Below are 25331 nucleotides of genomic sequence, written 5' to 3' on the forward strand. Positions count from 1 at the left end.
TTGTTGAAAAAGCCACGAAGCGGTGCCAGTCTCAAAAACTCCGACTCATCCAGTCTCATAAATACCGGCACAGAATCTCATAAACCCCTGTCGGTTTTTCGCGGAAGTGCTTGAGTCTCATAAATTCCGGCCGTCCGACAGGCTCTGACGGCGATTTCTCGGGTGTTTCCTGCATGGCCGCGAGCATACTCTTCTTGCGTCCGATAATGCAATCTTATTGGACATAGCCGTGATCTCAAGATGACGGCGGTACTGGTGCTATTTTCTGGCACAAACCGCCGTGTTGAGTTAAAGTTCAGACATGACGAAAATCCGCCCCGACCCATCCGCCGCCCCGATCCTGATTGGCCGCTTGCCGGGTTGGATCACAGCCGGGCCCGCCGAGAGCTTAGAGGCTGCGGCGTTTCGCTCCGGGGCCGCCTTGGCCGATTTGCACAGGATAACAGCGCAGGAAGCTGTCCCGCAGGCGCTGTGGCGCGACCGGCTGGCGCTGGCAGCGGCCGAGGTTTGTGCAGGGTTTGCCGGGCGCCGCGAGGGCGGTCGCGCTTTGCGCGATGCGCTGCATCTGACGCGTCCGGGCGATCATCCAGGGCCGGCGGGGGCAATCTTCGGGCAATGGTCCCGCGCGGTGGCGCGCCCGATCTCGGTGGCGGCACTTGGCAAGGCGATGGACGGGGTGTCCGCCGAACGGATAGCGCTTTGCCTCGATGCCATCGGCCGTCACCCTGTGGACAGGGCAGCTGGGGTGATCGAGGCGGTGCTGACGGAGCTTCCGCGCGGCGAGACGGTGGCGCTGATTCTGGCCGATGCGGTGCTGGCGAAATCTTTGGGTTGGGACCATGTGCTGCCCCTGTTGGCGCTTGGCTTGAAGCCGCGCGATCTGCGGTTGCAGGGCGATGACCTGCGGCTGGCTTGCCATCGGGCCGTCGTGATCGGGGCGGGGCAGGCGGTGCCGCTGGCCGCAGAGCTGGCAAGGGCTGCGGCGCGGTTGCGGGCGGTGATGCCCAAGCTGCGGGCCAAGGCCGCGGGGCGGGCGGTCGATCTGTTCCTGACCCGCGATGCGCTGGCACCCGCGGCGCTGACGGCCTTCATGTCGGACCGCGCCGCGCGGCGGCTCTGCGACCGGCTGGCAGATTTGGGCGCGGTGCGCGAACTGACCGGGCGGGACACGTTCCGCCTTTACGGGGTTTGACGATGGCGCGCCGCGCGGAACCGGACCTTGACCGTGAGCTGACTGATCTGCCAGCCGATTTGCGCTGGCGGGAATGGATGCGGCGGATCGAGGCCGTGCTGTTCGCCAGTGCCACGCCAGTCGGGCGCGCCGATCTGGCGCGTGTGGTGGGGCAGCGGGCTTCGGTTGATCTTCTGGTCGAGGATCTCGTGGTTGATCTGGAGGGGCGCCCCTATGAGATCGCTAAGGTGGGTTCTGGCTGGATGCTGCGCACCAAGGCAGCCTATGCCCCCGCGATCCGCACGGCGGCAGATGTGGCCGGGCAGACGTTGGATCTGAACGAGGTCGATCTCGCCGTGCTGGCTGCCATTGCTTACCACCAGCCGATCAGCCGCGACGGGTTGAAGGACATCTTCGGCAAAGAGATCAGCCGCGATCTGATCGGACGGCTGGCCGAGCGCAACCTGATCAGCACCGGTCCCCGCGAGCCCCGTCGCGGTGCACCTTATACCTTTGTCACCACCGGCGCCTTCCTGGCGGTCTTTGGGCTTGCGAGCTTGCGCGACTTGGCCGACCCGGAGCAACGCGCCGATGCCGGACTGTCAGCCCCATAAGATGCGGGCCGCGCTTGGTGGTGAAATCGGCGATTTGCAACAAGATGCGTTACTGCCTGCAGCAGGGCCGTCAAATGGTTTTGATGATCGCGGCTGACGGCCAGAATATGGACCCGGCGCTGCCAGAGATGGGCCATGCCTTGCTTCCTGGCCGGGGGCGGGAGGGCACGACCACGAGAGACTGCTTGCCGGCGCACCCTTCCGTTGCCGCGCTTCTTGGAGCAAAGTGAGTTAAGCAAACCGCGACGACGTCCGTGGATGTCGCATGGCCCCCCCTTTTCAATGGCAGAATACACAATGAGCAAACCACACCAAAGCGATGCACTGGATCTGGCATCCCGGATCGCCAAGCGCGACCTTTCCGTCCGCGAGGCGACTGAGGCCGCGATTGCCACCATCGAAAAACAAAATTCGGTGCTGAATGCAGTTGTGGCGGAACGGTTCGATAAGGCCCGGGCCGAAGCGGACGAAATGGATCGGGGCCGCCCCGAACAAGCAGGGCCGCTTTGGGGTGTGCCATTCCTGCTGAAGGACGTGAACCTTTACTCGGCGGTGCTGCCCACCCGCTTCGCCTCGCGCTTCTTCGCAACGGCGCAGCCAAAAGGTGACAGCACGATGGTTCACCGCTGGCGCGAGGGCGGGCTTGTCGTTCTGGGCACAACCAATACTCCAGAGTTCGCCGGGGATTTCACGACCGAACCTTTGGCCTACGGGCCATGTCGGAACCCGTGGAATGCGGGGGTGACGGTCGGCGGGTCCAGTGGCGGCGCTGCTGCTGCCGTTGCCAGCGGAATGGTTCCAATGGCGCACGGCACCGATCTTGGCGGGTCGATCCGTATCCCTGCCGCCTGCTGCGGGGTGTTCGGCTTCAAACCCTCGGTCGGGCTGAATCCGCTGGGGCCATGGTGGGACGAAATCGCGGGTGGTCTCGACTCGGACCATGTGCTGACGCGCTCTGTGCGCGACAGTGCTGCGGCGCTTGATCTGACGGCAGGCCCTGATCTGGGAACGCGGATCGGGCGGCAGGCACCCGCCAGTGGCTATCTTGCGGTATTGGACGGTACGATTGGCCCCCTGCGGATTGGGCTGACGACAAAGGATCCGTATGGTCGGCCTGCCGGGGCAGCACAGGTGGCCGCGGCCGAGAAGGCGGCGCTTTTGCTGGAAGCGATGGGCCATGTCGTCGTGCCCTATGACTTTCCGGTCGAGGCACAGTCGGGCCCGTGGTTCGACTCACTCTGGATCGTGGAGGTCCTGCATCTGGTGGAAGAGCGCGCGCGCGCGCTTGGGCGCCAACCCGAACGCGACGAATTGGAACCGATGACATGGGCGTTTATCGAGCAGGCAAGGCAACTTTCGGCACTTGATCTGCTGGAAGCCCGCTTGAAGATGACGGCGGTTGCGCAGGCGATCGGTCGTTCGATGAAAGAAGTCGACCTGGTTCTGACGCCCGCGCTGAGCGAAGACCCTGCACCGCTTGGCAGTCTGACTTACGCCGCGTGCGGGTCCGACCTTCAGAAGTGGATTGAACGGGGCTATGGCTTTGCCCCCTTCGCGACGCCCGCAAACCTTGCCGGGCAACCCTCGGCGGTTTTGCCTGTTTCCCTGACGCTTTCGGGCTTGCCTGTGGCGGTGCAGATCACCGGTCGGCCCGGTGATGATGCGCTTGTTCTGGGCGTGTCGAAGGCGCTTGAAGACGCGATCGGCTGGGCCGGGTTGCCCGTGTGACCCAACGGAAAATCAGTCCAGCACGCCGCGGGCTATGGCTATGGCTATGGCTATGGCTATGGATGATTGGAGATCAAAATCGCTGCGAAGATTAAAGAGCGTGCAGCGGTGATCGTCAGCAAGACGACGGGGTCGCCTAAAGCCTCGACGCTGCGGGCTTCAGCATCCGGTCCCAGATCATCTGGGCCAAGGAGTGCCTCGTCCTCAGCTGCAGTGAATATTACTGGCTGCACGCGCCCTGCGGGTATCTTTGGAGCGGGCCAAGGCCTGGATCGGGATGAAAGAACCGCGCGTACGACATGCGCCGTCTTTTGCAGCTTGGCCGCCTACACTCATGCCCGGCCTGGAAAACGAGCAAACCAACAAACAGATCATGCAGCGCGGCAAAAAAACTAAGCGTGAAAGGCCAACGCACCGGCAGACCGAATGTACCTTACCGGACCAATGGCCGGGGCCGGATTAACGCACCGCATAGGCATCACGCGGAAGTGTTTCCTCTACCCAGATGATGCAGATCTCCGGATCGATCACTAGCCGCGTCCTGGACTGGACGACAGCACGCTTGACCGATTTTCGGCCGCGGTTGCGGACCTTCAAGAAGTCATTTTTCGTACCTTGATCGGTGACAACTACTGCGCCGGCACCGATGCCGTCTCCAGCAATATGGGCAGGGGAAAGGTCGAAGTTTCAATCCCCATCCTCGTAATCCGAAACCTCAGGTACAACGCTGACCAGCGCCACGAATGAGGCGCGCACACTTCTGGCGTCGGGAGCGCTGTTGCTTGACACGCGCGGGGATGCGTTGAGGACTGCCCTACCCCTGATGGGTTCGACCGCAGTCACTTGGCAGGAATTCTCTGTCCCTGACTTACCGAACAAGAGCCAACTTCTGTCGGATGATGCGCTGCTGACGGACAAGCTGCGCGCGTTGGGCGTTTCGGCGGCGGTTCCGGTGGTTGTTGTCGCGGATCCCGCCAACAGCTGGGGCGAAGACGGGCGCATCGTCTGGACTCTGCGTACTTTGGGCCATTCGCAGAGTTTCCTTGTGAATGGCGGTGTCGCGGCGCTGCTGGCAGGCGATGACCTTTCAGTGACGGCACCCGTGGTGCCCGGTGATTTCACCGTTGCCCGCACCGGCGCCTTCGAGATCGGGAAGAAAGATCTGGCGAGCCTGATCGGGCAGCCCGATGTCGTCATCCTTGATACCCGCGAGCCGCGCGAATATGCCGGAGCCTCGCCTTATGGCGAAACCCGCGGGGGTCATGTCCCGGGTGCGAAGCATGTCTACTTCAAGGATCTGGTCGGGGAGGACGGCAAGGTTTTGCAGGGTTAAACCCTGAAAGCCCGCCTCGCGGCCCTTGGCGTTTCCGAGAAGACGCAGGTCGTGTCCTACTGCACGGCAGGGATCAGGTCGGCGAAACGCGCAGGCGTCTCGTGGCTGAAGTGTGTTATCTCACCACTGAGGCAGGCGTTTTCAACGGCGACAGCAACCCGGATATTCCGCCGCGTCGCAGTCGAGAGCTCCGGGTCATCCAGCGCTTCGATCAGGAAGTTGCGCCAAGCGGTGCGGGGTGCTGAGCCTGCAACCCGTTCGCTCCGGTTGTCTGCGGATTTGTCCCAAATGGCACCAATACGAGGCGACCACACAACATCCCCCAGAAGGGCCAGACGGCCCCAGCCGATCTTATCTTCGCCAAACCTGACCCCTTCGGGAAATCCCCTGCTCTCCACCAGGCATCTTTTCCACGTTCCGGCCGTGCTCGACGAGACGATCATAGGCCCGGAACTCATTGTCTCGAAAAAACAGGCAAGCGGTCCGCGACGGTCAGATCCGATTCCGAAACCGTGCTGTTTTGCAATACGATCCAGGGAAATCTCGCCCCATGCATCCGCATAAAGCACGGCTTGCGGAAATTCTGCCATAAGAACCAGCATTTCTGAGACGTGATGGTCCTCCCAAGTGTCATCTGCATCCAGAAACAGGATGACTTCCCCACGCGCAGCTTTCCAACCTGCGTTGCGGGCAGCCGCGGCGCCTTGGTTTTCCTGTCTGATCAAATGAAGAACACTTGCGTGCGCAGGGTCCCCCGCCGCCCAGTCTCGCACTACATCGCCCGAGCCATCCGTGGAGCCGTCATCCACCACCACAAGTTCAAAAACGACGTCTGCCAGGCAGCAAGACCGATAGGCCACACCGATCGCAGCCGCTATGTGGCGTGTTTTTTGATAGAGCGGAATGACAACGGAAACCACTGGCACTGGTTTGGTCATCACGGGATGTGTCATGGAGGATCTTTCAATTTGAGCTGCCGTCTAAGGCATCTCCCGGCTCCAGACAAACCCGAAACTGGAATAAAACCCAGTTACTGGGGGGCAAGGCACGGCTGCTTGGCAAAACGGACTGCCATCCGCTTTTTTGGAGGCCCAGTTTCGCACGACCCGGCCCGATTGACGGCTTCGGGGAATGCCACGGCGCAGAGCAGGTCAGAGCCGACCGGCAGCAAAGGGCCGAAAGCGATTATAGTCGGAGGGTAATCGGTCCTCTTACATCAACGCCACATGAACCCGCGAATGCATGTTTCGTACAGAGTTTGCTGCTGAATGTCGCTGAAATTGGTTGCGTGTTCCACGGGATGATGGGCACGGATTCCACGCGAAGGTGGGCAGCCATTCCACGGGATCGTGGGCAGGTTTGACCGACAATCAAATGGCATAGGTTTTGGCTTTTGACGCAGCCAAGAGCCCCTATGCCCGGCCGATGAATGCCGACGGAAAAGATCCTTGGGGTGCTGCGACATCGTCGCCCTAACTGCGACCTTCCGAAGCTATCTCACCACAGAATCAGGATACATCAACGAATTTGTTCAAAGTTCATGCAAGCGACCCGCCCGGCCATTTAGCCTTAGCTACGGCTCAGGCCCGGCTATCCAAGATGGCATGGAAACGTTAGAGAAAATACTTCAGTAGAAAAAATGAAGGCGCAAAGCTTTCCTTTTGAAAAAAATATTGATTAAAAATTCCCATTTAGTATTCTGACGTGAGAAAATCTTTCAGAGTTGGAAATATTGCCATGCGAGCCTTGTTCGACAGAATCGACAGACGCCTCTCACGGCTGCTGTCGGAAGATGGTCGTGATGGCGCAAATGGGCTGGCCGAGCGATTGGATCTTAGTCCGCCCACGGTCCGTGCGCGCCTGAAATCACTCGTTGAGCGAAACCTTCTGAAGATTGTCGGCGTGGTCAATATCGCAGAGCGGCCCGAACTTGTGGGCGCAATCATAGGCATCAACGCCAACGGCCACGGCAAGCTGAACGAGCTCGCGCGGAAGATGTCGGAGCTTCCCTTCGTGACCTCGGTCAGCATTGTAACCGGGCGCTATGATCTCATCGCCGAAGTCCTGTTCGAAGGCGATATGGACGAACTCTACAGGGTCACCAGCGAACTCCTGCCAGGCTTGGCCGAACCGGGCGTAATCCGCGGCAGCGAAACCTTCGTGGTGATGAAGTCACACAACAAATGGCTCAGCTTGCCGAAAGGCGTCTGGGACGACGAAATCAGTGGCGAGGATCTCGCCGCCGAATAGGGCCGGGAGTGACGGGCACCCTGAAGAGAAACCGCAAGCCGGGATAGGTCCGGCATCTAAACCAAAGGGAGAGAATGAATGAGCAAACTCAATGCGTTTGTTCTGACAGCGATGCTTGCTGTCATGACGCAAGCGGGTGGCGCGACTTCGGTCGACGCTGGCACGCTGGATGATATCATCGCGCGCGGCGAACTGCGTGTCGCCGTGCAAACTCAAGGACCTCCGTTCTCGTTCATGGACAAGAACGGTAGCCGGACTGGCAGCGCGATCGAGCTGACAACTCTGATGGCCGAAGAAATGGGCGTCAAAGTGGTGTATCTGGACTTTGACTGGGACGGCCTGCTGCCTGCACTGATGTCGGGCAAGGCGGATATTCTGGCCGCCGACATGACGCCGACGCTGGCACGCGCCACCAAGGTCGGCTTCACCAAGCCGTTTATGTACGTGGGCGCAGTTGCGTTTAGCAAAGGCGATTCCGCGTTCAAGACTGTTGATGATTGCAAGGCACCGGGAACCACGATTGCCGTCTTGCTTGGCTCGACGGGCGAAAAGCTTGCGGCGACTGTTTTCCCGCAAGGCGAAATCAAGTCCTACAAGGGCGCAGGCACGCTGCTTCTGGACGCAGTGGCCTCAGGTCAGGCAAATTGCGGCCTGAATGACAGTTCGGCCGTGGCCGCGCAGTCGTCCAACTATGAGGCCGGGACCTTCACCGTGTTCCCCGAAATGCTGTCGAAAGAGCCGCTGGCCTATGCAGTTCGCTATGACTCGATGGACCTTCTCAGCTGGGCCAACCTCTTCATCGACAACACCACGCTCGATGGCCGTCTTCAGACGAACCTTGATTACTGGGTGAACTCCAACAAGTGGAACGCTGACCACTAGTCCGACAGAAAAAATCACGGGCGGATTATCTGCCCGTGATTGCCCAAATTTCTTGTCCTGAACTGTGGTGGCCAATGCTAGGAAATCTGAACACGCGCGTGATGTTGGAATACCTGCCGGACATCTGGCAGGGCTTTCTGGCCACGCTTATGCTTTCGGCGGCAGGGTTCGCCGGGGCCATGATCATCGGCATCGTTGCCTGTGCCCTGAGCATTCAACCTCTGCGTTGGTTGCGCGGTCCTGCGGTGGTCTATGTCGACGCTATCCGCGCGACCCCCTTGCTGGCACAGCTCTATTTTCTATATTTCGGCCTGCCGCGCCTGGGCATTCTGGTGCCCGAAATGGTGATCGGCGTCATCGCCCTGTCGCTGAATTCTGGCGCCTATGTCGCCGAAATCATTCGCTCTGGGATCCTGTCGATCCCGCGTGGACAGGTAGAGGCGGGCAAAAGCACCGGAATGACTTACCTGCAACGCATGCGCCTGATCATTTTGCCTCAGGCAATCCGGCCCACGGTTTCACCGCTGATCGGACAAGCAATCGTCCTGATCAAGGATTCGTCGCTGCTATCGCTGATTTCGGTCGTGGAGTTGACCCGCGCGGGGCAGATGATCGCCATTGATCGCTTCATGCCAATTGAAGGTCTGGTCGCGACCGCCTTGGCTTATCTTGTGTTGTATTATCTGCTGAAACTGCTTGCTGGCGTGTGGGTTTACCAAAACCGCCTGCCGGGCCGAGCATAGGAGAGTGACAATGTTCTGGATGCAACTCGATCGCGTGATGGGGTATTGGCCAGTCTTGCTGAAGGGGATCAGCATGACGGTGTCGCTCTCGATCCTGTCGCTGATGATAGGCGTCATGCTGGGATTTGCCTTTGGCATGATACGCGCCGGACGTAACCGAATGCTTGCGCAAATCGTCGGGCTTTACGTCGATTTCTTCCGTGGCACCCCGTTTCTTTTGCAGGTTTTCATTGTCTTTTTCATCCTGCCCGAAATCGGCATTGAGCTGAGCGCTTTTGCATCAGGTGTTGTCGCTCTGTCCAATGTCGCAGCCTGCTTCATTGGGGAAATCGTGGCCTCTGGCATCAAGGCCGTTCCCTTGGGCCAATCCGAAGCGGCTGCATCTTCTGGCTTTACCAGGGTACAGCAGATGCGTCACATTGTTTTGCCGCAAGCCGTGCGCATCGTGACCCCGGCACTGGTCGGTCAATTTGTGTTGCTGATCAAGGACTCGTCGGTTGTTTCGGCCATTGGTCTTCTGGATCTGACACGATCCGGCTGGGTGATCGTGCAAAGCGTTCCTAACGGCTTACTGGTGTTTGGCATCATAGGATTTTCCTATTTCGTCATCTGCTATCCGCTGATCTACCTGTCGCGCCGCATGGAACGGCGCGGCCAAGCCACAATCCTTTAACCAGGTTGCCAATTCAAAGAATTGCCGTTCAGCAGCGCCAAGGAACACTGTCACATGATCGAATTCTCTTCCCTCAACAAATGGTTTGGCGCACTACATGTACTGAGCGACATCAGTCTTTCCGTCGCAAAAGGCGAGGTTGTAGTTGTCTGCGGCCCGTCAGGGTCAGGCAAGAGCACGCTCATCCGCTGCGTCAATGGGCTGGAGCCCTTCCAGAAGGGCAAGCTCATTGTCGACGGCACCGAGTTGGGCGGCAGTGAGGCCAGCCTGCGCGATTTGCGGATGGAGGTCGGTTTTGTTTTTCAGCAGTTCAACCTCTATCCGCACAAGACCGCACTTGAAAATGTAACCCTTGCGCCAGTCCATGTCCGCAAACTATCCAAAGCTGCAGCCGAAGAGCGCGGCCGTGCCCTTCTGGAAAAAGTGGGATTGGCCGACAAGATGGAAAATTACCCGCATCAATTGTCGGGTGGTCAACAGCAGCGCGTTGCCATTGCGCGTTCGCTTGCGATGCAGCCCAAGATCATGCTGTTCGATGAACCGACCTCTGCGCTTGACCCAGAGATGATCAACGAGGTTCTGGACGTCATGGTCAGTTTGGCAAACGAAGGTATGACGATGATGGTGGTGACGCATGAGATGGGCTTTGCCCGCAAGGTAGCGGATCGCGTCATGTTCATGGATCGCGGGGCAATTGTTGAAATAGCCGCACCTGAAACCTTCTTTACCACGCCCAAAAACGACCGCACCCGCGATTTCCTAAGCAAAGTTCTGCAACACTGACAGCGCTACGGCGCTGCAATTTCGAATGGAAAGTTTCCCATGCTTGAGCGTGTGAAGGATGGCGGGCCTTTGTCCATCGCTATTGTGGGGGCAGGCATTGTTGGGTGTGCGACGGCTCTCGCGTTGGCTATTGAAGGCCACAAAGTCACTGTATTTGACCCGGATGCGCCGGGCGCGGGCACGTCCTCGGGCAACGCTGGCGGCATCGTGACTGGATCGGTCACACCCACATCAACCCCCGACGTGCTACGCGCACTGCCATCCTATATCTTTGATTCAAAATCCCCTGCCGTATTGCGGCCCCGCCACGCGCTGCGGGTTTTGCCTTGGCTTGCGCGCTTTATCCGCGCCGGGATGCCTGCCGAAGTTGATCGCATCGCAGCAGCCCTGTACCCGATCGTAAGCCAAGCCCTGATCGCGCATCAGACCCTCGCGGCCCACTGCGGCGCCCAGACGATGATCACCCAAGAGGGCTGGCTGAAGATCTACGGTTCGCAGCAGGAATTCGATGCGACTGCGCTGGATCGCCGTCTGATGGATCGCTTCGGCGTGAATTACACGGTTTTGGACCGTAAAGCCGTCACCGATCTTGAGCCGAACTTGGACCCTGCACTCTGCCAGATCGGCATCTATCAACCCAAAAGTGGCTTTGTGCGCAATCCCAAAGCCTTGGCGGCAGCCTATTTCGAGGGTGCCGCCAAGCTTGGTGCAACGCACCTGCACCAACAGGTCAAAGGGGTTACGCGTCGTTCGGAAGGTGGCATCATCGTCCATGCACAAAGCGGCGCGCAGACTTTCGACCGGCTGATCGTCGCTGCGGGTGCGTGGTCGGCAAACTTGGTGCGGCAACTTGGCGACAAGGTCAGTCTCGACACAGAGCGCGGCTATCACATCGCCTTTGGGTCCGACACAAACCAGTTGATGCGCGGCCCCGTGGTTGTCCCCGCCCTGTCTTTGGTGCTTTCGCCCATGCATGACGGCATTCGGCTGGTCAGCGGCGATGAACTTGCCGGCCTAAATGCCTCGCCGAATTACAGCCGTATCCGCGCGCTGATGCCGGCAGCTCGGCGGGCCCTTCCTGCGTTAAGCGATATAAAGCCAGCAACCGAGTGGATGGGCTTTCGTCCCTCTACGCCAGACTCGTTGCCCGTGATCGGCCCCTCAACAAAGGGAAATGACGTGATCTATGCCTTTGGCCACGGCCATCTTGGCCTAACGCTGGCGGCGATTACGGCGCAGATGGTCGCAGCTTGTGTCGCGGGCCGTCCTTCGGACATCGCCCCCGTCCCCTATCTCGTTTCAAGGTTCTAAACCGTTTTGCAAAATTTCCCAATAACCTTGGCCTCACCGCCAGAACACTCTGGTCCTTTGCCCGATGCCGTAGACGTCACCGTCATCGGCGGCGGCATAATTGGACTTATGACCGCTTGGGAGCTTTCCCGCGGGGGACTGCGTGTTTTGCTCTGCGAAAAGGGCAAGCTCGCGGGGGAACAGTCAGGGCGCAACTGGGGCTGGATACGTCAGCAAGGCAGGGATTTTGCCGAGCTTCCAATCATGATGGAGGCGATGCGTCTCTGGCAGGATCTGCCCCAACGCATGCGCGATGCCATTGGTTTCAAGCAAACCGGCGTCACCTATCTTGCCCGCGATGCCTCCCGCATGGCTGCATTTGAACACTGGTTGGATCAAGCACGGCCCTATGGCATTGACACACGGATGCTATCCCGCAGCGCTGTCGAAGCGATGTTGCCAAATTCGGCCGGTTGGATCGGCGCGCTTCAGACGCCCTCCGACGCTCAGGCCGACCCCCTTGTCACTGTACCCGTCCTTGCGCGCGCAGCAGTCGCGGATGGCGTCATTATCCGAGAATGCTCTGCCGTTCTAGGGTTGGAGATGTCTGCGGGCAGCATCTCTGGCGTCGTCACCGAGACCGGAACCGTTCGCTGCACGCGTGTGGTTCTGGCGGGCGGAGCTTGGTCGTCGCTGTTTCTCGCTGCCCATGGGGTCAAACTACGGCAGTTGTCAGTTGTGTCTTCCGTCTTTACCACAACCAACCTACCTGCAGGCTTTGCCTGCGGAGCCTTCGCGGACGACCGTCTTGCGATCCGGGGCAAAGCAGCTGGTGGCCACAACCTGACCGCATGGTCATCGAACAAGTTTTTCATTGGACCGGATGCCGTCCGCAACTTTGGTGCCTTTTTACCGCATCTCATTTCCGACTTTCGAAGCACGAAGCTTCGGCCCGCAGCGCCCGAAGGCTATCCTGACGCTTGGGGAACGCCACGCCGTTGGAACAACACCGACCAATCCCCATTTGAAAGGTGCCGCATCCTCAATCCACACCCGGATATGGCGAGCATGGCACAATTGCAGAGCCAATTTGCCTCTGCTTTCCCAAGTATTGGAGCACCTGAGATCGTGGCCAGTTGGGCCGGGATGATCGACGTTACACCCGACACCCTTCCAGTTGTTGATCATGCCCCCATTCCTGGCCTTGTCATCGCCACAGGCATGAGCGGGCACGGTTTCGGGATTGCCCCAGCCATGGCCAAAATGGTGGCCGCCATCGTTGAAGCCCGCGCCCCACAACATGACTTATTGGCCTTTAGATACGGCAGGTTCTTCAACGGCTCGCCAAGACATGTTTCTTCAGCTATCTGATCTTCTTGGTACACTCCGAATGTGCATCGTCCGGCTTCCGGTCAAATTGACTAGCCTCCGTTGGTCCGCTCTGCGAGCACTGAAAATGGTAAGCTCGGAATTGCAAACCCATTCCTCTCACTTTCGCACAAGGAATTGTTCTTCGAATGTACAAAGACCCCCGCTTTTCAGGGGGGCTCTCGAAACGTTGACATGGCGTTGACACAAAATGCAAATGACAAAGTCTGACTGTTTAGGCCCTCTGGGATGACCTATGCGATCCTGCGCCCGGTGGCGTTGACCAACGACTCTCGCGGCGCGGATGTGATTTTGGTAATAACGTCGACAAATTCGCAGGCGCATCACGCGCGGATGTGGCCTATGTACTGGCACAGGCAGCCACCACCGGCCGTTTCGACGGCACGGCGCAGGATATGCAATCCGCCTGACATTGCGATCGTTTCAAATGACGGGACGTTTGCGCATTTGAATGAGTAACCAGCACCTTGGTTTTCCGGAAAGGAAACTGAACAATGACGCAATCCGACAGCCTGAACCGCAAGTTCATCCTCGCCAAGCGCCCCCGGGGCGAGCCGGATGACAGCACCCTTCGGCTTGAAACCGAAGATGTTGCGACCCCTGGCAAAGGTCAGATGCTGCTGCGCAACAAGTATCTGTCGCTTGACCCTTACATGCGCGGCCGGATGAGCGATGCACCGTCCTATGCCGCGCCGGTTGCGATCGGTGCTGTGATGGTTGGGGGAACTGTCGCGCAGGTCGTGTCGTCGAACGTTGCGGGTTTTGCGGCGGGCGACTGGGTTCAGGCTTTCGGCGGCTGGCAGGACTATGCGCTGTCTGACGGCATCGGTGTGATCAATATGGGGCCGTCGCCGGAAAATCCGTCTTGGGCGCTGGGTGTGCTGGGGATGCCGGGCCTGACCGCCTGGGCAGGCCTGACCCAGATCGGCCAACCGAAAGCTGGAGAAACGCTGGTCGTCGCTGGCGCCAGCGGTCCGGTCGGTGCAACCGTCGGTCAGATTGGCAAGATTCTCGGGCTGCATGTCGTCGGGATTGCGGGCGGGGCCGAGAAATGTTCCCATGTTGTTGATGTACTGGGGTTTGATGCCTGCATTGATTACAAGGCCGACGACTTTCCAAATGCGCTGAAAGCGGCGGTGCCTGAGGGGATCGACATCTATTTCGAAAATGTCGGCGGCGCTGTTTTCGATGCGGTTCTACCGCTGCTGAACCCCAAAGCCCGCATCCCGGTTTGCGGCCTGATCTCGCAATACAATGCCACCACGTTGCCAGACGGCCCCGACCGGATGAACCTGTTGCTTGGCGTGATCCTTCGCAAGCGGATGACCCTGCGCGGCTTCATCGTCTTTGATGACTTCGGCCACCTTTACCCAGAGTTCGCCCAGCAGATGGGCGCATGGGTTAAGGCAGGACAGGTCAAATATCACGAGGAAATGATCGATGGCCTGGAACTCGCCCCAGCGGCGTTCGTTGGGTTGCTGCGCGGCGAGGCGTTCGGCAAACGTGTCGTCAAGCTGACCGTCTGAAACACAGCCATTTTGAAAGGCCACTTCCCGATGAAAATTCTCATGGTTCTCACATCGCACGACAAACTCGGCGATACAGGCAAGAAAACCGGCTTCTGGCTTGAGGAGTTCGCCGCACCGTATTACGTGTTCAAGGATGCAGGGGCGGATGTAACGCTTGCTTCGCCCAAGGGCGGCCAGCCGCCGCTCGACCCCTCCAGCGACGCGGAGGGTGCACAGACCGCGGCGACCGAACGCTTCAAAGGCGACAAGGCCGCGCAAAGCGATCTGGCACATACGGTCGTGCTGTCCACGGTGCCCAACGAGGGGTTTGATGCGGTCTTCTATCCCGGCGGTCACGGCCCGCTGTGGGATCTGGCCGAAGACGCTGACAGCATCAAGCTGATAGAAACCTTTGCGCGCACCAACCGCCCCGTCGCCGCCGTCTGCCACGCCCCGGCGGTGTTCAAGCACACCAAAGGCGCGGATGGTAAACCGCTGGTGTCGGGCAAGACGGTGACCGGCTTCACCAACACCGAAGAAGAGGCGGCCGGCCTGACCAATGTTGTCCCCTTCCTGGTCGAGGACATGCTGAAAGCCAACGGCGGAAACTATGAAAAGGGTGCCGACTGGGCGGCTTTCGTGGTGACGGACGGCAAGCTGATCACCGGACAGAACCCGGCATCGTCTGAAGAGGCAGCGCGGAAACTGCTGGAAATGATTTGATAGGGCCATAAAGGCGAAATGCGATGAGACGCCGGACCGGCGCGCGACACCCGTTGGAAAATCCCGCGCACCGCCCTGGACGCCATCCTGATGTCATCATCGCAGGCATTGCTGATTTCCGATCGGCAGTCGCAGGCGGGGAACATTTTGAAAGGATATCCGATGAGTGAGACATTCGACAGCATCGTGATTGGGGCGGGCCAGGCTGGCCCGGGGATGGCGGCGAGGTTGGCTGCGTCCGGCGAACGGGTGGCGTTGATCGAACGCGACCAGATGGGCGGCACTTGCGTTAACACCGGTTGCACGCCGACCAAGACACTCGTCGCGTCGGCCCATGCGGCTTGGCTGGCGCGCGAGGGCGAACGGTATGGCATCATGACGGGTCCGGTGAGGGTGGATGCGGTCCGGGTGCGTGCGCGCAAGGATGCCGTCGTGCTGGCTTCGCGTGGCAACGTCACCCGCTGGATGGAAAACACCGCTGGCATCACCGTGATCCACGGGCACGCGCGGTTCACCGGACCACACACGGTGGCGGTCGACGACAGGCAGTTGCAGGCTGCGCGGATCTTTGTCAACGTGGGGGCCAAGGCCACGGTGCCGCCGGTGCCGGGGATCGAGACGGTTCCCTATCTGACCAATGCCGATGTGATGGACATGGACGTCGTGCCCGATCACCTTGTCATCTTGGGCGGCAGCTACATCAGCCTTGAATTCGCGCAGATCTATCGCCGCTTCGGGGCCGAGGTGACCATTCTCGAGGCCGCCCCCGAATTCCTTGGCCGCGAGGATGCCGACATTGCCGCACAGATTCACGGGATCCTGACCGGCGAGGGCATCCGGATCGAGGTGGGGATCACCGATCTGTCCTTTGCCAAGTCAGATGATGGCATCAGCGCGCATTTTCGCACCGCTGCGGGCAGAGATGTCGCAGTGACGGGCAGCCATCTGCTGGTCGCCACGGGGCGGCGGCCGAACACCGATGATCTGGGACTTGATGCGGCGGGACTGGCTGCCGACCGGCGCGGTGTCATCCCGGTGGACGAGACTTGCCGCAGCGCACAGCCGCATATCTGGGTCTTGGGCGACGCGAACGGCCGTGGGGCCTTCACCCACACCGCCTATAATGACTTTGAGATCGTCGCAGGCAACCTTCTGGACGGCGAGGACCGCAAGATCAGTGACCGCAAGCCGGTCTATGCGCTGTTCATCGACCCTCCCCTTGGCCGGATCGGCATGACCGAGGCCGAGGCACGCGCGGCGGGCCATCGGGTTCTGGTCGGCACCAGAACGATGGCGCGGGTCGGCCGTGCTGTCGAGGCCGGTGAGACGCGCGGAATGATGAAGATCATCTTCGACGCCGAAACCCGCCGCCTTCTGGGGGCCGCTGTCATCGGACTTCACGGTGACGAGGCGGTGCAGTTCCTGTTGCCCGCGCTGTATCAGGGTCTTACCGACCACGACATTCTTGCCATGACCGGGATCCATCCGACCGTAACCGAGCTGTTGCCCTATGCCATCGCCGACGTGAAGGAAGTTTGATGCATCACAGGGCCATGGCTGAATTGGGCGCGGGATCCGGCCGATGGTCACGCAGCCCGGCACGCTCAGCACAGGTGCGACCCGGTCGGTTGTGAAGGCAGGTAAGCAGACTATCTTCCTGTGATTTTAGTAAATTTCAGGAAAATTGTCTGTTTTTTGTTGAAAATACGGGCTGTTATAGAGAAAATATTCTCTGCCCAAGCGCTGCCGTGCTTGTTTTGCGATGCGGCTTGTTGTCGGTGCGGGCGGCAAGTATCTCATTAATCTGGACACAGGAGTATCCGATGCTGAAACTTGTATCACTTGCCACGCTGCTCGCGATGGCCGTTGTCCTGCCCGCCTCTGCAGACACCATTCGTGTCGGTATGTCTGGTGGGTATTTCCCCTTTACCTTTGTCCGGCAGGATAAGTTGCAAGGCTTTGAGGTTGATCTGATGACCGCCCTTGCGGAACGGACTGGCGATACGGTGGAGTTTTCCACCATGTCGTTCTCGGGTCTGATCGGCGCGCTGGAATCAGGTCGCATCGACACGGTTGCAAACCAAATCACCATCACGCCTGACCGCGCGGCAAAGTTCGCCTTCAGCCAGCCCTATGTTTACGACGGCGCGCAGGTGGTGGTCAAAAAGGGCCGCGAGACCGAAATCACCGGTGTGGACAGCCTGCGGGGCCGGACCGTTGCGGTCAACCTTGGCTCAAACTTCGAGCAGCTGTTGCGCGAACTGCCGTTCGTGGATGAGATTGACATCCGAACCTATGAGAGCAACATCGAGCAAGACACAGCTCTCGGCCGGGTCGATGCTTTTGTGATGGACCGGGTCTCCTCGGCGCAGGTCATCAAGCAAAGCCCGCTGCCGCTCGCACTGGCGGGGGCTGCGTTCAGCGAGATCCAGAATGCGCTGCCGTTCCGCAACGATGCCGAGGGTCAGGCCCTGCGCGACCGGTTGGACGCGGCACTGACCGAATTGAAGGCGGACGGCACGTTGAAGGCCATCTCTGAAAAGTGGCTCGATCTTGACGTGACAAAGCCTGCGGGCTGATCCCCATGCGCGCACTTGACCTTGACTACATGCTGGGTCTGGTGCCCGTCATCCTCGGCTATGTGCCGCTGACAATCGGCATGGCACTGGCCGCGATGGTGTGCGCGTTGGCGTTGGCCAGCCTGATGGCGGTCGAACGCGTGGTGCGCGTGCCGGTGCTGGACCAGTTCGTGCAACTGTTCATCAGCTTCTTTCGCGGCACGCCATTGTTAGTGCAGTTGTTTCTGTTCTATTACGGGCTTCCGCAGATCCTGCCAGTTCTGGCCGGGATCAACGGCGTGACGGCGGCGATCATCGGGCTGACACTGCATTTTTCGGCCTACATGGCTGAAAGCATCCGTGCCGCGATCCTCGGTGTTGACCGCAGTCAGTGGGAGGCAGCACAGGCCGTCGGCATGACGCAAGTCCAATCGATGCGCCGCATCATCCTGCCACAGGCGGCGCGCGTCGCCGCACCGACGCTGGTCAACTATTTTATCGACATGATCAAAAGCACCTCGCTGGCCTTCACCCTTGGCGTGACCGAAATGATGGGCGCGACGCAAAAGGAAGCTGCGGGAAGCTTTCTCTACTTCGAGGCGTTTCTTGTCGTGGCGATGCTTTACTGGGCGATCGTCGAGACGTTGTCCTTCCTGCAAAAGCGGCTCGAGCGCCGCCTGAACAAGGCGTTCGCCCGATGATCAGCATCCGCGGATTGACTAAACGCTACGGCACGAACACGGTGCTCGATGCTATCGACCTCGACATCGCAGAGGGTGAGCATGTGGCGATCATCGGCCCGTCTGGCACGGGAAAGTCGACCCTTCTGCGCTGCCTGAACTATCTCGACCGCCCCGATGGCGGCGTGATCCGGATCGGCGATATGACGATTGATGCGGCCACGGCGCGGCCCGCAGACATCCTCGCGCTGCGCCGCCGCACCGCGTTCGTGTTCCAGAGCTATGCCCTGTTCGCCAACAAGACCGCGCGCGAAAACATCACCGAAGCCCTGATCACCGTGCAGCGCAAACCCCGTGCCGAGGCCGAAGCACGGGCGAATGCGATCCTGGGCGAGATCGGGCTTTCGGACAAAGCCAGCGCCTATCCGGCAGCCCTGTCAGGCGGGCAACAACAGCGCATCGGCATTGGCCGCGCGATGGCGCAGGACGCAAGCTTGATGTTGTTCGACGAGCCGACATCGGCGCTTGACCCCGAATGGGTAGGCGAGGTGCTGGACCTGATGCGCCGCGTCGCCGAACGGCGGCAGACGATGCTGATCGTTACCCACGAGATGCAGTTCGCGCGCGAGATTGCCGACCGGGTGATCTTCATGGACGGCGGTCGTATTGTTGAACAGGGGCCGCCTGCGCAACTTTTCGATGCGCCGCGCGACGAACGCACGGAAAGCTTCTTGCGCCGCGTGACGAAGGCTTAACTGGGGCCGCTGCTGCTCTGGCGCAGGGGCGCTGATGCCGCGATGCGGCAGATCCGAACCTGTCATCTGTGTTTGCCACAGTCACCATGGAACGAATGTCTCTGTCATGCGTTGGAAGCTTGGGGTCAGAACGGCAGGGAACCGTCCTCAGGCGGCTTCGAACGACTCAGGCCACCAACATTCGCCAATTCACTCCCTGGGAACAGCCAGCGTGATCCGACATTTTCACCCGCGACCTGGCCTCCGGGTTCCCACCACCAAAGGAACAAGTGCTTCCGTATTTTACCGCCAGCCCACATCACTAGCATTAGGAATGAATTACATGCTGAAACGATACTTTCTTCCCGCAACTGTGGGGATGTTCATCGCGATGGCTTCAGCCGCGTCCGCAGACATTGTCGTGTCGTCTAAGATCGATACCGAAGGTGGATTGTTGGGGAATATCATCGCACAGGCACTGAAGTCGGCGGGGCTTCCGGTTGAACTGCGGTTGCAATTGGGCAGCACGCAAGTGGTGCGCGAGGCGTTGTTGGCCGATCAGATCGATATCTATCCTGAATATACCGGAAACGCGGCTTTCTTTTTCAACGAGGCTGATCAAGATATCTGGAACGATGCCGAAGCAGGTTATGCCCGTGCGGCTGAACTGGATGGCAAACAAAACGCCGTGGTCTGGCTAACGCCCGCGCCTGCCAACAACACCTGGGCCATTGCCGTGACCGGTCCCGTGGCTGAAGAAAATGGTTTGGTGACGATGTCCGATTTCGGGGCTTGGGTCTCTGGTGGGGGCGAGGTGAAGCTTGCCGCGTCGACTGAATTTGTGTCATCTCCCGCTGTTTTGCCCGCAATGCAGGATACCTATGGATTTGAACTGACTCCGGATCAGACAGTGGTGCTGTCGGGAGGTGACACGGCAGCGACCATTCAGGCAGCGGCACGCGGGACTTCTGGTGTCAACGCGGCCATGGTCTATGGCACCGATGGCGGCGTCGGGGCCACGGGGCTTGTTGTGATGGCAGACGACAAGGGCGTTCAGCCGGTCTATGCCCCGACGCCGATCATCCGGGCCGAGGTTCTGGCGCAGTATCCGGCGATTGCCGATGTGCTGAAACCGATTTTCGAGGGGCTGGACCTTGTTACGCTGCAAGAGCTGAACGGGCGCATTCAGGTGGGCGGCGAGCCTGCTGAAGCGGTCGCGCGTGACTATCTCAGCCGCGTGGCTGCTGATTGATCGCGGGACGATGACCCAAGCCCACCGGCGTTTGGCGTTTTCGGCGACGGGCGTTTTGTTCGCTATCCTGGGGCTGGGCGCTTTACTGGTTCCTTTCATGACGATCGCCGCCAACCGGATCGTTGAAGGCGACGGGATGAGGATCTGGAATATTGCCACCCCCTCTGCAACCTTGCCGGGTTTGGCGGCGGTGGTCGCGGGGCTGCTGCTTGGTCTGCCCGACAACATGACGCGGGCGCGGCTCGCGGGTGCGGTGATGGGTTTGGCGGGTTTAGTGTGGCTGCTGGTGCAGGGTGCCCCGGCGCTGTTGGAGGGTGCTGGCGCCTATGCCCGCGTATCGCCGGCGACAGGATTCTGGTGCCTGCTAGGTGTGTTCTTGTTGCTGGCCGCCGATGCGTTGGCGGGTATGGCGCCGGGCCCGGTAATGCGCGCTGAACTGCTGGCAACGGCGGTGGGGGTACTTGCGGCGGTCCTGTGGTCCGGAGCGTTGTCGGACCTGTCCATCATGCAGGAATACGCCAGCCGCCGGGATGCGTTTCTTGCCGCGACATGGCAGCATCTGGGTCTGGCTTTCGGGTCGCTGGCTGCAGCGGCAGCGTTAGGTTTTCCACTTGGTATCCTGTGTCACCACCAGATAAAATTGCGGAGCATGACAATGCCGGTGCTGAGTTTCTTGCAGACCATTCCGTCGCTTGCGATGTTTGGGTTGATGATCCCGGTCTTGGCCTGGGTAGGGGCGACGTTCCCGGGCGCACAGGCCTTGGGCATTGCAGGGATCGGGTTTGCCCCGGCATTTTTGGCACTGGTTCTGTATGCGCTGCTGCCCGTCGTGGGCAACACGGTCGCAGGGCTAGCCGCCGCGCCCCAGGCCGCACGCGACGCCGCCCTCGGCATGGGCATGACCCCGCGACAGCGCCTGTGGCGCGTAGAGCTGCCACTTGGCCTGCCGATCATCCTGACCGGGCTGCGCATCGTGCTGGTCCAAAACATCGGTCTGGCGGTCATCGCCGGGCTGATCGGCGGTGGCGGATACGGCACATTCGTCTTTCAGGGGCTGAACCAGACCGCGACCGATCTGATCCTGCTGGGCACTTTGCCCACGGTTGCCCTGGCGCTGACGGCGGCCATTTTCATGAACATTTTTGTTGATCTAACCCGCACCAGCACGGATGCCAGAAATGATTGAAATCAAAGGCCTCACCAAGATGTATGGCGACGTCAAAGCCGTCGATGACGTAACCATGACAGTGGAAACTGGCACGATCACCGTCATTGTGGGCACATCGGGGTCCGGCAAGACCACCCTTTTGCGCATGGTTAACCGGCTTGAAGAACCGACATCGGGCGAGGTGCGCATCAACGGCACGTCGACGCTGTCGGTGCAGCCGCACATCCTGCGACGGCGCATCGGTTACGCCATCCAGGGGCATGGGCTGTTCCCACATCACACCGTAGCGCGCAATATCGCCGCCGTGCCTAACCTGCTGAACTGGCCGCGTGACAAGATCGCCGCCCGCGTCGATGAACTGCTGGAGCTGTTTTCCATGGACCCAGTTCAGTTTCGGGATCGCTATCCCGCAGATTTATCCGGTGGGCAGCAACAACGCGTCGGCGTGGCCCGGGCGCTGGCGTCGCGACCCGACCTGATGCTGATGGATGAACCCTTTGGCGCGCTGGACCCGATCATCCGGGCCCGCGCGCAAGATGATCTGCGCCGCATCCATACAAAACTGGGGTCCACTATCATGCTGGTGACCCATGACATGGATGAGGCGATCCGGCTTGCCGACAAGATCGCGGTCATGGATGCTGGGCGGCTGGTTCAATACGGCACCCCCGCCGAGATCATCACCCATCCCGCAACCGATTTCGTAGCCGACATGGTGGGCGATGTGGAACGCCCGTTGCGGCTGTTGTCACTGATCCCGGTGTCGCAGATCATGGTCGATGGCCCTGCCGAAGGTGCCGCCATCGCGGCGGACGCAAGCCTACGCGACGCGTTGTCTGCTTGCCTGTGGACCGGTCGCACCGCCGTTCCGGTTGAACGCGGCGGCGGGCCAATCGGACATGTAACGCTGGACGCGATCCGTGCTTGCGCGGAGTTCCAGCCATGAGGGCTGCAAATGCCTTGCGTCTGACGGTGCTGGTTTTGCTCGTGGCATTGGTGATGCGCCCGAAGTGGTTCGAGGTTGCCTTTGCGCCCTTGGCGCCCGTGGGTGGGCCAGTGATGTATGAACGCACGTCACTTTTGTCGCTGTCGCTGAACCATCTGTATCTTGTGATCGCCGCATCGGGCGCGGCGACGCTGGTGGCCGTGGCACTGGCTATACTGGTTACGCGTCCGTTTGGGGTTGCCTTTCGACCATTGGCCCGCAGCATTGCCAATATGGGCCAGACCTTTCCCCCGGTTGCGGTGCTGGCACTGGCTGTGCCGAGCCTGGGCTTCGGGTCGGGTCCGACGCTGGTCGCGTTGTTCCTCTACGGCCTTTTGCCGATTCTGGAAAACGCCATCACCGGCCTGACCAACCTGCCGCCTGCCGCGATGGAGGCTGCACGCGGGATCGGCATGTCGCGCTGGCAAAGCCTGACGCGCGTCGAAATTCCCTTGGCACTGCCGGTCATCCTGACGGGCATCCGCCTGTCTGTCGTCATCGCCCTCGGGACAGCCACGATCGGATCAACTGTCGCCGCCCGAACGCTGGGCGAGGTGATCATCGCGGGGCTGTTGACCAACAACACGGCTTTTGTCCTGCAGGGCGGGCTGATTGTGGGTCTGTTTGCCGTCCTGATCTATGACGCGATGGTTCAAATCGAAGCGCGCCTTTTGCACGGCGCGCGCATCTGATGCGAACAGTATTCAAGCACGGTGGGTTCAGGACGATGGGCCGACCTGCCAAATGCTAATTCCTGATTGGCAACTGGTAGTGACGGCCGGTTGAAGCATGGTCTACAGAAGCCGCTTTGTTTGGCTTCCCCCTTCGTGGAACGCTATTTTCACTACCGCGAGTGAAAGCCGAGTATCCGCAGCGAACGTTGTCAATGTCCACGTCGCAGACGTGACAAGCCGATCTTCTCCGGCGCGGCCCGCTTGAACGAGAATTCGGTGGTGTGCTGCAGCACCAGGATCGGGCCGTCCGTCGCCCGTATCCGCAACCCCGAGGCCGCGAAGTGACCAGCCAAGACCTTGTCTTCGCTGACGTTTTCATTTGCGAAGAATCGATAGGCCGCTTTCGTGTTCGCCCAGCCCTGAAACGCAGTGAGCACCTGCCACGATACGCCGCCTTTCAAATCACACCATCACCCAAATTCCCGCATAGCTCCCGATGGTGGCTGAGAAGAGAGTCTCTGTCCGCCTTATGGCAGTCGGCGGACGGCTGGTGCGTGCGGGGCTGGAAGACATCGGCGACGCGGGCACGCGCGGGTTCGGGCGGCTGTCGTCGGAGATGGATTTGGCCAACGCTCGGCTGGGCAGTTTTGCCCGCACGCAAGGCCGGGATCGCGCCGGCGGCGTTGGACTGGGCTTAGGCCGGATGCATATTACGATCGAGTTGCACGCAGCGCGCAATCAGGCGCGCGCAACCAACGCCGTGTTCCGGGTAAACAAAAGCCCGCCCCCGTAGAATGGGGGCGGGCCAATGCAGAATGGACGGTCAGATTACATCGGCGGCAGGATGACGCTGTCGATGACGTGGATCACGCCGTTGGTTGCGACGATATCGGCTGCCGAAATCACGGCGCCGTTGACTTTGGCTCCGCCTTCAAGAGTGATTGTCACTTGGGCGCCGTTCACAGTTGTGGCCATCATGCCTTCGGTCAGGTCTGTCGACATCACAGCACCCGGAACGACGTGGTAGGTCAGGATGGCGATCAGCTTCTCTTTGTTCTCTGGCTTCAGCAGGTCTTCGACGGTGCCGGCAGGCAGTGCGGCGAAGGCGGCGTCGGTCGGTGCGAACACGGTGAACGGGCCTGCGCCCTTCAGCGTTTCAACCAGACCAGCTGCTTCGATTGCGGTGACGAGCGTTGTGAACGTGCCCGCTCCGATGGCGGTGTCAACAATGTCTTTATCATGACTGCCGGCAAACGCCGGGGCGGACATCAACGCGACCGAAGCGGTAAGGGCGAGGAAGGTTCTGCGGATCATGGGGTCACTCCTGGTGATCTATAGCCGGTATTGGCTAAGGGTATACGCCTCAGGGTTGCAATTGGATCCGTATGAAATTTGCGTGAGCTGGGCTTGCCTCACGCAAAGCGCGGGCTATGCGAGGGGTGCGCCGGATTTCCAAATACAATTGGTTTATGAGTTGTGAGCCGACATTCCCCAAATGGTCGACGGCTTGACAGATTGACGGCGACATCGCCTGAATTTTCCCGCCGATCAAGTGTTTTTCGTCTCGGGCGGTGTCGGCGGCAACGCTGACCGGCGGGTTGAACAGCCACACCTTCCTGTCAGGCAACTTGACCCTGCCGAGCATGTCTCTTGAGATCGGTGCCGATGCAGGTCGTCGAAGCATGAGGTGTGTGACGATACGAAAGCCCCTATTGAATGCGGCGCTCCGCTGCGCTGTCGAAGAAATCATCCGCCAATGTGACTGCTTGCGCCAAGACCGCCTGCAGTGCGTCGCGGCGATCAACTATGGCAACGGCGTCGCCTCTGCACATCTGATGGCAAAAGCTCTGGGGCCGGATGGGGGGGATATCGGTCTGGTCTTTCATGCCGCTGATTTCTTCGTGACCAAGCAGCGCTATGATGCTTTTAAAGCCACCATTGCCAGCGATTATCCGAACATCAAGATCGTGGACGAACAGGGCATCGGCGGACCGGATTTTTCAGGCGATGCGGAATGAATAGCCCCTAGATTTGTAGACGCCTTGCTTGGTGATTTTGGAAGCAAGGAGGACGAGATGTCCGCAAACAAATTCACAGACGAGTTCAAGCGCGATGCAGTGGCCCAAGTCGAGGATCGGGGCTATCCTGTGCGCGAGGTTGCCGAGAGGCTTGGGGTCAGCACCAAGTCGATCT

The 25331-nt window shown here is 60.0% G+C and carries 27 protein-coding genes; 24 read left to right on the top strand and 3 right to left on the bottom strand.

The annotated features are described in order from the left end of the window. Positions 1-301 precede the first annotated feature (301 nt). The 4 genes from Q7V03_RS21445 (at position 302) to Q7V03_RS21460 (ending at position 4846) form a co-directional block, all read left to right on the top strand. Positions 302-1192: a DUF1403 family protein gene (locus tag Q7V03_RS21445; protein ID WP_304927617.1), complete on the top strand. Its 891-nt coding sequence runs from the start codon at positions 302-304 to the stop codon at positions 1190-1192. A 2-nt stretch (positions 1193-1194) separates the two neighbouring features. Continuing rightward, the gene (locus Q7V03_RS21450; protein WP_304927618.1) at positions 1195-1785 is read left to right on the top strand and encodes an SMC-Scp complex subunit ScpB; all 591 of its coding nucleotides are present in this window, start codon (positions 1195-1197) and stop codon (positions 1783-1785) included. Between the two features lie 297 nt (positions 1786-2082). Beyond that, positions 2083-3513, top strand: a complete 1431-nt coding sequence (locus Q7V03_RS21455; protein WP_304927619.1) for an amidase — start codon at positions 2083-2085, stop codon at positions 3511-3513. Between the two features lie 823 nt (positions 3514-4336). Beyond that, complete coding sequence (locus Q7V03_RS21460; RefSeq protein ID WP_304927620.1) at positions 4337-4846, top strand: sulfurtransferase; 510 nt, start codon at positions 4337-4339, stop codon at positions 4844-4846. Positions 4847-4902: 56 nt separating this feature from the next. Here the strand turns inward: Q7V03_RS21460 and Q7V03_RS21465 are convergent, their stop codons facing one another. Beyond that, a complete protein-coding gene (locus Q7V03_RS21465) occupies positions 4903-5784 on the bottom strand; it encodes a glycosyltransferase family A protein (protein WP_304927621.1) in 882 nt (293 codons plus the stop codon). A 799-nt stretch (positions 5785-6583) separates the two neighbouring features. On the opposite strand from Q7V03_RS21465, the gene Q7V03_RS21470 reads away from it, so the two are divergent. The 17 genes from Q7V03_RS21470 (at position 6584) to Q7V03_RS21550 (ending at position 23156) form a co-directional block, all read left to right on the top strand. Continuing rightward, positions 6584-7096, top strand: a complete 513-nt coding sequence (locus Q7V03_RS21470; RefSeq protein ID WP_304927622.1) for an Lrp/AsnC family transcriptional regulator — start codon at positions 6584-6586, stop codon at positions 7094-7096. Between the two features lie 78 nt (positions 7097-7174). Then, positions 7175-7978, top strand: a complete 804-nt coding sequence (locus Q7V03_RS21475) for an ABC transporter substrate-binding protein (RefSeq protein ID WP_304927623.1) — start codon at positions 7175-7177, stop codon at positions 7976-7978. A 74-nt stretch (positions 7979-8052) separates the two neighbouring features. After that, the gene (locus tag Q7V03_RS21480) at positions 8053-8721 is read left to right on the top strand and encodes an amino acid ABC transporter permease (protein WP_304927624.1); all 669 of its coding nucleotides are present in this window, start codon (positions 8053-8055) and stop codon (positions 8719-8721) included. Positions 8722-8731: 10 nt separating this feature from the next. After that, positions 8732-9394: an amino acid ABC transporter permease gene (locus tag Q7V03_RS21485; protein ID WP_304927625.1), complete on the top strand. Its 663-nt coding sequence runs from the start codon at positions 8732-8734 to the stop codon at positions 9392-9394. A 54-nt stretch (positions 9395-9448) separates the two neighbouring features. After that, complete coding sequence (locus tag Q7V03_RS21490) at positions 9449-10177, top strand: amino acid ABC transporter ATP-binding protein (protein WP_304927626.1); 729 nt, start codon at positions 9449-9451, stop codon at positions 10175-10177. Positions 10178-10216: 39 nt separating this feature from the next. Beyond that, a complete protein-coding gene (locus Q7V03_RS21495) occupies positions 10217-11488 on the top strand; it encodes an FAD-binding oxidoreductase (protein WP_304927627.1) in 1272 nt (423 codons plus the stop codon). Positions 11489-11545: 57 nt separating this feature from the next. Further along, complete coding sequence (locus tag Q7V03_RS21500) at positions 11546-12838, top strand: FAD-binding oxidoreductase (protein WP_304927628.1); 1293 nt, start codon at positions 11546-11548, stop codon at positions 12836-12838. Positions 12839-13350: 512 nt separating this feature from the next. Further along, complete coding sequence (locus Q7V03_RS21505) at positions 13351-14382, top strand: NADP-dependent oxidoreductase (protein ID WP_304927629.1); 1032 nt, start codon at positions 13351-13353, stop codon at positions 14380-14382. A gap of 30 nt (positions 14383-14412) precedes the next feature. Further along, the gene (locus tag Q7V03_RS21510) at positions 14413-15087 is read left to right on the top strand and encodes a type 1 glutamine amidotransferase domain-containing protein (protein WP_304927630.1); all 675 of its coding nucleotides are present in this window, start codon (positions 14413-14415) and stop codon (positions 15085-15087) included. Positions 15088-15249: 162 nt separating this feature from the next. Beyond that, a complete protein-coding gene (locus Q7V03_RS21515) occupies positions 15250-16626 on the top strand; it encodes an FAD-containing oxidoreductase (protein WP_304927631.1) in 1377 nt (458 codons plus the stop codon). A 284-nt stretch (positions 16627-16910) separates the two neighbouring features. After that, a complete protein-coding gene (locus Q7V03_RS21520; RefSeq protein ID WP_304927632.1) occupies positions 16911-17666 on the top strand; it encodes an amino acid ABC transporter substrate-binding protein in 756 nt (251 codons plus the stop codon). Between the two features lie 5 nt (positions 17667-17671). Next, complete coding sequence (locus tag Q7V03_RS21525) at positions 17672-18346, top strand: amino acid ABC transporter permease (RefSeq protein ID WP_304927633.1); 675 nt, start codon at positions 17672-17674, stop codon at positions 18344-18346. Continuing rightward, on the top strand, positions 18343-19080 hold the full coding sequence (locus tag Q7V03_RS21530) for an amino acid ABC transporter ATP-binding protein (protein WP_304927634.1): 738 nt from the start codon (positions 18343-18345) through the stop codon (positions 19078-19080). The genes Q7V03_RS21525 and Q7V03_RS21530 overlap by 4 nt, the downstream gene beginning before the upstream one ends. Positions 19081-19402: 322 nt before the next feature. Beyond that, positions 19403-20311 (top strand): ABC transporter substrate-binding protein, encoded by a 909-nt coding sequence (locus tag Q7V03_RS21535; RefSeq protein WP_304927635.1) that lies wholly within the window; start codon positions 19403-19405, stop codon positions 20309-20311. Then, positions 20280-21497 carry an ABC transporter permease gene (locus tag Q7V03_RS21540; RefSeq protein WP_304927636.1) on the top strand — a complete coding sequence of 406 codons (1218 nt, stop codon included), beginning with the start codon at positions 20280-20282 and terminating at the stop codon, positions 21495-21497. The genes Q7V03_RS21535 and Q7V03_RS21540 overlap by 32 nt, the downstream gene beginning before the upstream one ends. Then, positions 21490-22425, top strand: a complete 936-nt coding sequence (locus Q7V03_RS21545) for an ABC transporter ATP-binding protein (protein WP_304927637.1) — start codon at positions 21490-21492, stop codon at positions 22423-22425. The genes Q7V03_RS21540 and Q7V03_RS21545 overlap by 8 nt, the downstream gene beginning before the upstream one ends. Beyond that, positions 22422-23156, top strand: a complete 735-nt coding sequence (locus Q7V03_RS21550; protein WP_304927638.1) for an ABC transporter permease — start codon at positions 22422-22424, stop codon at positions 23154-23156. The genes Q7V03_RS21545 and Q7V03_RS21550 overlap by 4 nt, the downstream gene beginning before the upstream one ends. A gap of 191 nt (positions 23157-23347) precedes the next feature. On the opposite strand, the gene Q7V03_RS21555 is transcribed toward Q7V03_RS21550, so the two are convergent. Further along, positions 23348-23599: a transposase DNA-binding-containing protein gene (locus Q7V03_RS21555; protein ID WP_304927639.1), complete on the bottom strand. Its 252-nt coding sequence runs from the start codon at positions 23597-23599 to the stop codon at positions 23348-23350. A 68-nt stretch (positions 23600-23667) separates the two neighbouring features. On the opposite strand from Q7V03_RS21555, the gene Q7V03_RS21560 reads away from it, so the two are divergent. Then, entirely contained in the window at positions 23668-23931 is a 264-nt protein-coding gene (locus Q7V03_RS21560; RefSeq protein WP_304927642.1) for a hypothetical protein, read from the top strand. A 35-nt stretch (positions 23932-23966) separates the two neighbouring features. Here the strand turns inward: Q7V03_RS21560 and Q7V03_RS21565 are convergent, their stop codons facing one another. After that, the gene (locus tag Q7V03_RS21565) at positions 23967-24452 is read right to left on the bottom strand and encodes a fasciclin domain-containing protein (protein WP_304927640.1); all 486 of its coding nucleotides are present in this window, start codon (positions 24450-24452) and stop codon (positions 23967-23969) included. Between the two features lie 257 nt (positions 24453-24709). Between Q7V03_RS21565 and Q7V03_RS21570 the strand changes: the two genes are divergently transcribed. Together Q7V03_RS21570 and Q7V03_RS21575 are read left to right on the top strand one after the other, a co-directional pair. Further along, positions 24710-25156, top strand: a complete 447-nt coding sequence (locus Q7V03_RS21570; protein WP_304927641.1) for a hypothetical protein — start codon at positions 24710-24712, stop codon at positions 25154-25156. A gap of 57 nt (positions 25157-25213) precedes the next feature. Further along, positions 25214-25331 (top strand): transposase (locus tag Q7V03_RS21575; RefSeq protein ID WP_304924392.1); only part of this gene is annotated, 118 nt, incomplete at its 3' end.

It is taken from the genome of Cypionkella sp., from assembly GCF_030652235.1.
GTDB lineage: Bacteria > Pseudomonadota > Alphaproteobacteria > Rhodobacterales > Rhodobacteraceae > Cypionkella.